Raw genomic sequence first — 1,548 nt, 5'->3', positions numbered from 1 at the left:
CGGTACTTGTTGACCAGTGCGGTGGTGGAGGGGTCGAGGCCGGGGACGGTGGTGCCTTCGGTCAGGGCCGGCTCGACGCGCTTGGCCAGGACCTTGCCCAGCTCCACCCCCCACTGGTCGAAGGAGTCGATCCCCCACACCGCGCCCTGCACGAACACCTTGTGCTCATACAACGCGATCAACTGCCCCAGCACCGACGGCGACAGCTCACCGGCCAGGATCGTGGTGGTGGGATGATTGCCCCTAAACGTCTTGTGCGCCACCAGCTCCTCGGCAACCCCCTCCGCCCGCACCTCCTGGGGCGTCTTGCCGAACGCCAGCGCCTGGGTCTGCGCGAAGAAGTTCGCCATCAGCAGATCATGCTGCCCCGCCAGCTCCGCCCCCAGCTCCGCCACCGGCCGCGCGAAACCGATGAAATCCGCCGGAATCAGCTTCGTCCCCTGATGAATCAACTGGTAATACGCATGCTGACCATTGGTCCCCGGCGTACCCCACACCACCGGACCCGTCTGCCAGCCCACCGCCTGCCCGTCCCGCGTCACCGACTTGCCGTTGGACTCCATGTCCAACTGCTGCAGATACGCCGTGAACCGCGACAGATAATGCGCATACGGCAGCACCGCATGCGACTGCGCCCCATGGAAATTGCCGTACCAGATCCCCAGCAGCCCCAGCAGCAACGGCGCGTTCTCCTCCGCCGGCGCCGTTCGGAAATGCTCATCAACCAGCCGGAAACCCGCCAGCATCTCCCCGAACCGCTCCGCACCGATCGCGATCATCAACGACAGCCCGATCGCCGAGTCGAAGGAGTACCGGCCCCCCACCCAGTCCCAGAACCCGAACATGTTCGCCGGATCGATCCCGAACGCCTCCACCTTCTCCGCGTTCGTCGACAACGCCACAAAATGCCGCGCCACCGCCGACGCATCCGCCCCCAGCCGCCCAAGCAGCCACGACCGCGCCGCCGTCGCATTCGTGATCGTCTCAATCGTCGTGAACGTCTTCGACGCCACGATGAACAGCGTCTCGGCCGCATCCAGATCCCGCACCGCCTCGTGCAGATCCGCCCCGTCCACATTCGACACGAACCGCACCGTCAGATCCCGGTCGGTAAACGCCCGCAACGCCTCATAAGCCATCGCCGGACCCAGATCCGACCCCCCGATCCCCACGTTCACCACGTTCCGGATCGGCTTGCCCGTATGCCCCCGCCAGGCACCCGAACGCACCTGCCCGGCGAAAGCCGCCATCTTCTCCAGCACCGCATGCACATCGGGCACCACATTGCGCCCGTCCACCTCCACCACCGCATCCGCCGGCGCCCGCAACGCCGTATGCAGCACCGCACGGCCCTCGGTCGTATTGATCTTCTCCCCGCGGAACATCGCATCCCGCAACCCGAACACATCCGTCGCCGCAGCCAGCTCCCGCAACAACCCCAACGTCTCATCGGTCACCAGATGCTTGGAGTAATCCAGATACAGATCCCCCACCTGAAGCGTGTACCGCTCGGCACGCCCCGGATCGGCCTCGAACAACTCCCGCAGA

1 protein-coding gene is annotated in these 1,548 nt (G+C 65.8%); it reads right to left on the bottom strand.

The genetic code is table 11. The features are described 5' to 3' along the window. A partial coding sequence (pgi, locus tag QK440_RS41150; RefSeq protein ID WP_282798382.1) for a glucose-6-phosphate isomerase occupies window positions 1-1,548 on the bottom strand: 1,548 nt, incomplete at both ends.

Origin of the sequence: Streptomyces sp. CC224B (assembly GCF_030010595.1) — a bacterium.
In the GTDB taxonomy this organism is placed as follows: Bacteria; Actinomycetota; Actinomycetes; order Streptomycetales; family Streptomycetaceae; genus Streptomyces; species Streptomyces longispororuber.
This window is presented reverse-complemented; position numbering and strand designations above follow the sequence as displayed.